Source organism: Streptomyces sp. RP5T (genome assembly GCF_003933965.1).
Taxonomy (GTDB): domain Bacteria; phylum Actinomycetota; class Actinomycetes; order Streptomycetales; family Streptomycetaceae; genus Streptomyces.
The window spans coordinates 21,644-27,643 of record NZ_RSAJ01000048.1 but is presented as its reverse complement, the minus strand read 5'-3'; the positions used below and the strand labels follow the sequence as shown (position 1 = coordinate 27,643).

5 protein-coding genes are annotated in these 6,000 nt (G+C 69.4%); 4 read left to right on the top strand and 1 reads right to left on the bottom strand.

Going from position 1 to position 6,000, the window contains the following annotated elements; translation table 11 throughout:
- Positions 1-2: 2 nt before the first annotated feature.
- Complete coding sequence (locus EHS43_RS08110) at positions 3-995, bottom strand: chitinase (RefSeq protein ID WP_185806155.1); 993 nt, start codon at positions 993-995, stop codon at positions 3-5.
- A 247-nt stretch (positions 996-1,242) separates the two neighbouring features.
- On the opposite strand from EHS43_RS08110, the gene EHS43_RS08105 reads away from it, so the two are divergent.
- Genes EHS43_RS08105 through EHS43_RS08090 form a run of 4 tightly spaced genes read left to right on the top strand, consistent with a single transcriptional unit; the run spans position 1,243 to position 5,850 of the window.
- A complete protein-coding gene (locus EHS43_RS08105; protein WP_260470435.1) occupies positions 1,243-1,575 on the top strand; it encodes a hypothetical protein in 333 nt (110 codons plus the stop codon).
- 17 nt (positions 1,576-1,592) lie between these two features.
- Positions 1,593-3,875 (top strand): bifunctional polysaccharide deacetylase/glycosyltransferase family 2 protein, encoded by a 2,283-nt coding sequence (locus EHS43_RS08100; RefSeq protein WP_125189848.1) that lies wholly within the window; start codon positions 1,593-1,595, stop codon positions 3,873-3,875.
- Positions 3,872-5,158, top strand: a complete 1,287-nt coding sequence (locus EHS43_RS08095; protein WP_125189847.1) for an acyltransferase — start codon at positions 3,872-3,874, stop codon at positions 5,156-5,158. The genes EHS43_RS08100 and EHS43_RS08095 overlap by 4 nt, the downstream gene beginning before the upstream one ends.
- Positions 5,155-5,850 carry a demethylmenaquinone methyltransferase gene (locus EHS43_RS08090; protein ID WP_125189846.1) on the top strand — a complete coding sequence of 232 codons (696 nt, stop codon included), beginning with the start codon at positions 5,155-5,157 and terminating at the stop codon, positions 5,848-5,850. The genes EHS43_RS08095 and EHS43_RS08090 overlap by 4 nt, the downstream gene beginning before the upstream one ends.
- Positions 5,851-6,000: the final 150 nt, after the last annotated feature.

Sequence of the window (6,000 nt, the reverse complement as noted above, 5' to 3'; positions counted from 1 at the left end):
ACTCAACCCCCCAGCGCCTCCCCGAACTCCCCCGAACTCTGAGCAACCCCACTGCAATTGGTCAACGCGTCATCCGCATCGGCATCCCCCGACTCGCACTGCTGATCCCGGAACGTCGACCACATCGACACCCACGCCACCTCCTTCGACTCGGCGAACTCTCGTACCTGCGCCGCGTCGGACAGCGTGAACGTCTCCCCGGCCACATCATTCGTGCCGATCATCGAAGTGAGCGCCATTCCCCGCCACGCGGTGGAGTCGGACGTGCCGAACACCTTCCTCAACTGACTCTGGGCCGCCTTCGCCGAGGTGATCGCGTAATCCCCCATGTCCCCGTCGTACGACTCCCCGTAGTTCATCGTCATGATGTTGACCGTCGACACCTGAACGGCGTTGTTGTTCGCCGACTCCAGCAACGCCACACTGTCGGCGTCGAGCCCGGACGGCATCACGGGCAGCGTGAACGAGACGGCGAGATCGGACCGTTCCTCCTGGAGCAGGGCGATCGCCTCGGACCGCAGGTCCACCGAGTCGGCGTCCGTCAGCGTGTCCCCCTCGATGTCGAAGTCGGCGAGCGAGGAACCGGCCGCGTCCAGTGCGGAGCCGTACGCCGCCGCGAGCTTCGCCGCACTGGAACAGGTCTCGGCCAGCTCCTTCCCGGACGCCCCGCCGAAGGACACCCGCACCTCGGCCCCGTCCTCCTTCAGCGCGCTGATCCGGGACGTGACGGCGGAGTCGCCGACGGCCGACGTGCCGTTCCAGGACGGCGTGCAGTCACTGCCGTCGGCGATGACGAACGCGAGGTTGTAGACCGGGGGTGAGCCCGCGGAGTCGTTGCCGGAGGCCTCGGTGGCGCTGACGTAGGGCGCGTACGAAGTGACCACCGACGGCGCCGACGGTGACGTACCGGTCTGCTTCGCTTCGGCGGAACACCCCGCCGTGGCCAGGGCGAACAGGCAGGTGAGCCCGACCATCGGCTTCAGGAAACTCCGCATGCGCATGCACCCGATCTCGTGAGGTCGCTTTCTGGGGAGCGAATGTCTCACACGGGTCTGAGCCTTGTGGCGACAGTCTTCGAAAAGCGAACTCACAGGCAAGGCGGGTGGTAAGGAGTAAACCCCCCGAAACGTTGCGCAGGCTTTCGCGGAACCGCTCAGGAAACAGACAGGACAAGAGCCATCTCATATGCGCCTCACAAGGACGCCACATGGGAACACATAAAGCCTGCCTAACGTCTGGGGAATGCATTTCGAGCCTGCCACCGAAAACCGCGCCGAGGGCCCCGTGTTCGTGGACAACTCCGGACGCCGCTCCAGACTGCTGCGCCGGATCGGCCTTCTCCTCGGCGTTCTGTCCCTCGGCTACGCCGTCGTGCTGGGCCTGGCCTTCATGGGCATCGGCGTCTCCAGCACGACACTGCTGCCCTTCGCGGGCGGCGGACCCGGCGGTTCCTCGAACTCCGGCCCCGGCGGCCTCCAGCCGCAGGGCGGCATCGGCACCCCGCCGGCGCTGCCCACCGGTACCCCGCCCACGGGCACCGCCCCGACCGCGACCGCCTCCGCGGCCTCCAACTGACCGGAACGGCCCACCACATGACCACGACGACGCCCTCCCGCGGCCGCCGGCGTGCCCCCTCCCGCATCGATCGGGCGAGGGGCAGGGCCGCGGCGCTGCAGAAACCGCGGGTCATCCTCGCCCTGCTGCTCCTGCTCGGCCTGACCAGCGTGATGCTGCTCGACGGCTACCTGCGCGCCGAGGTCGGCGGCGACCAGCGGGTACGCGACGGAGCCAGCTCCAGCAAGGTCCCCGACGAGATCATCAACGGCGGGCCGATCATCAGCTTCCGGGGCGGCCGGGCCACCACGACCTCCGTACCGTCCAAGACGATCGCGCTCACCTTCGACGACGGCCCGAACCCGACGTACACGCCCCAGGTCCTGGAGATCCTGGAGAAGTACGACGTCCCGGCGACCTTCTTCGTGGTCGGCTCGATGGTCTCGCGCTACCCGGGGATCGTGAAGGACATGGTCGACCAGGGCAATGAGGTGGGCATCCACACCTTCACTCACGTCGACCTCTCCTACCAGAGCGACACCCGCATCCGGCGCGAGATGACCCAGACGCAGCTCGCCCTCGCTGGCGCGGCGGGCATCACCACCACGCTGTTCCGGGCGCCGTACTCCTCGGAGACGGACGCGATCGACAACTACAGCTGGCCGGTCTACAAGAAGCTCGGCGAGGAGGGCTACACCAGCGTCTTCGTCGACACCGACAGCGACGACTGGAAGAAGCCGGGCGTCTCGAAGATCGTCAAGTGGGCCACGCCGTCGGGCACCTCGGGCGCCGCCGTGCTGATGCACGATGCCGGTGGCGACCGCGAGCAGACGATCGAGGCGCTGCCGGAGTACATCGAGAAGATGCGGGCGAAGGGCTACACCTTCACCACCGTCAGCGGGGTCGTCGCGGCGCAGAACGCGGCCGCCGGAGCCGGACAGCAGGCGAACGCGCCGGCCGGCGCCGCGGGCGGACAGCTCCAGGGCGGGGCGCGGACCGGCACTGACCGTCTCCAGGCCGCCCACCGCGAGGCCGCCGGCGCGACCCTCTACGAGGGCAAGGCGCTCGTCATGGCCGTCGCCGTCGCCGAGTACACCGTGCCCACGCTGTCGGCGGGACTCGTGGTCGTGGGCGTGGCCGTCATGGGCCGGTTCGGGATGATGCTGATCCTCGCCCGCCGCCATTACCGGCAGCGCAACAGACGCCGCTTCAGCTGGGGGCCCACGGTCACCCGGCCGGTGACGGTGATCGTCCCGGCGTACAACGAGAAGGAGTGCATCGCCAACACCCTGGAGTCGCTGGCGCGGAGCACCCACCCGATCGAGGTGATCGTCGTCGACGACGGCTCCTCGGACGGTACCTCGCAGATCGCCCGGGCCGCGGCCGAGCGGCTCGGCATGACCAACGTCCGCGTCGTCCGCCAGGAGAACGCGGGCAAGCCGGCCGCCCTCAACCACGGTGTCCGCAGCGCCAGTCACGACATCGTCGTGATGATGGACGGCGACACCGTCTTCGAACCGGACACCGTTCGGCAGCTGGTGCAGCCCTTCGCGGACCCGGAGGTCGGCGCGGTCGCCGGCAACGCCAAGGTCGGCAACCGCAACACGGTCATCGGCGCCTGGCAGCACATCGAGTACGTGATGGGCTTCAACCTCGACCGCCGGATGTACGACCTGCTGCGCTGCATGCCCACCATCCCGGGCGCGATCGGCGCCTTCCGCCGCGAGGCGGTCCTCCAGGTCGGCGGCATGAGCGAGGACACCCTCGCCGAGGACACCGACATCACCATCGCGATGCACCGCGCGGGCCGGCGGGTCGTCTACCAGGAGCACGCCCGTGCGTGGACCGAGGCGCCGGGATCGCTGAAACAGCTCTGGTCGCAGCGTTACCGGTGGTCGTACGGCACCATGCAGGCGCTGTGGAAGCACCGGAAGTCCCTCACCGACAAGGGGCCCTCGGGCCGCTTCGGCCGGGTCGGGATGCCGCTCGTGGTGATCTTCCAGATCCTCACGCCGGTCTTCGCCCCGCTGATCGACGTGTTCACCGCCTACTCCATGATCTTCATCGACTTCCGGGCGGCGCTGTGCGCGTGGCTCGCGGTCCTCGGCATCCAGCTCGTGTGCGCGGCGTACGCCTTCAGGCTGGACAAGGAGCGGTACCGGTATCTGCTGATGATGCCGCTCCAGCAGCTCGCCTACCGGCAGATGATGTACCTCGTCCTCATCCACTCCTGCATCACCGCGCTCACCGGCGGCCGCCTGCGCTGGCAGAAGCTGAAGCGCACCGGCGAGGTCGGCACCCCGGCGGGGGCCGGCCGATGAGCTGGGAGCAGCAGGGGTATCCCCAGCAGTACCAGGGATACGGGCCCGAGTACGGGTACCCGGAGTACACGCAGCAGCCGTATGCGCAGCAGCCGTACACATATCAGCCGTACCCGCAGCAGCACGTCGACGACGGGCAGGGCGCGGAGCCGGTGTGGGAACCGGAGGCTCCGCCTGCTCCCCCCTACGCCGAGGCGGAGGAGGAGAAGCCTCCGTCTCGGCCCCCCGGCCGGGACCGGTACTTCGACACGCTCCGGGCGGTCGCCCTGATCCGCGTCGTCACCTACCACACGTTCGGGTGGGCCTGGGCCGGCATGGTCTTCCCCTCCATGGGCATCATGTTCGGCCTGGCCGGGACGCTGATGGCGAAGTCCCTGGAGCGCCCGGCCGCCAAGGTGATCAGGAGCCGGCTGCGCCGCCTGCTGCCGCCGTTCTGGTTCTGGGGCGTCTTCGTGGTCCTCGCGATGCTGGTCCACGGCTGGATGCCGGGCCGGCAGATCGTCTACTGGATCGTGCCGCTCGGGGACCCGCCGGGCAACGCGTGGGGCGAGCAGGCCTGGGAGATCCTCTGGTACCTGCGGACGTACCTCTGGTTCGTCCTGCTGTCCCCGGCGCTGCTGAAGGTGTTCCGGCTCGCGCCGCTGCCGGTCCTGCTGCTGTCCCTCGCCCCGATCGTGGTCTTCCAGTTCGGGTGGGAGCCCCCGGACGACCGCCTCGGCAGCGCCCTGACCGACCTCGCGACCTTCCTGTTCTGCTGGCTCCTCGGCTTCGCCCACCGGGACGGGGTCCTGGACAGGCTCAAGCCGGTCGCCGTGATCGTGCTCTCGCTCGCCGCGATCGGGTTCGGCGGCTGGTACGCCCTCACCCACCAGGCCGAGACGGGGACGTACGACCTCGACGACATCCCCCTCGCGCAGGCCTTCTGGTCGGCCGGCTACGTGATGCTCCTGATGTGGGCCAAGGCGTACTTCGGGATCGACTTCGCCTGGCTCACCCGCTTCCGGCGCACCGACCGGGTCGTCACGGTGTTCAACTCCCGCGCGGTGACGATCTACCTGTGGCACGAGATCGCGCTGATCCTCGCCGTGCCGCTGATCGACCGGTTCTGGGACGTGCCCGCGTTCGAGAAGTGGCTGCCGCTGGAGAGCCAGTGGTTCATGTTCGGCGTCGGCTGGATCCTCATCGGGGTGTTCGTGCTGCTGTGCGGATGGGTGGAGGACGTGGCCGGGAAGAGGAAGCCGCAGCTTCTTCCGGGAGGGCGGCCTGCAAGAATGGGGACGTGACCCGCGCTTCCCTGAACAAGCAGCCGCACGAAGTCGCCTCGATGTTCGACGACGTGGCGGAACGGTACGACCTGACCAACGACGTGCTGTCGCTCGGCCAGGACCGGGTGTGGCGCAAGGAGGTCGCCCGGGCCGTCGACGCCCGCCCCGCCCAGAAGATCCTGGACCTGGCGGCGGGCACCGCCACCTCCTCGCTGCCCTTCGCCCGCACCGGCGCCTATGTCGTCCCCTGCGACTTCTCGCTCGGGATGCTCCGGGTCGGCAAGCGGAACCACTCCTGGCTGCCGTTCACCGCGGGCGACGCGACGAAGCTGCCCTTCAAGGACGACACCTTCGACGCCGTCACCATCTCCTTCGGACTGCGCAACGTCCAGGACACCGACTCGGCGCTGCGCGAGATGTACCGGGTGACCAGGCCCGGCGGCCGGGTCGTGATCTGCGAGTTCTCCCACCCGACCTGGGTGCCCTTCCGCACGGTCTACACCGAGTACCTGATGCGCGCCCTGCCGCCGGTCGCCCGCGCGGTCTCCTCCAACCCGGACGCGTACGTCTACCTCGCCGAGTCCATCCGCGCCTGGCCCGACCAGCCGGCCCTGGCGGAGCGCCTGCAGAAGGCGGGATGGTCGAAGGTGGCGTGGCGGAACCTGACGGGCGGGATCGTGGCCCTGCACCGGGGCGTCAAGGAGAGCTGAGCCTCTGGGCGGGGCGGGGCAGCCGGTTGTCGCCGCTCCGCCTCGCCCGGGCGGAGACGGTCAGGCCGCTCGCGTCGCCGGCCACCGCGCGGGACAGCCGGACGCAGGCACCGTCCAAGGTGGGGCCCCGCCGGGCAGGGCCGGTGCCGT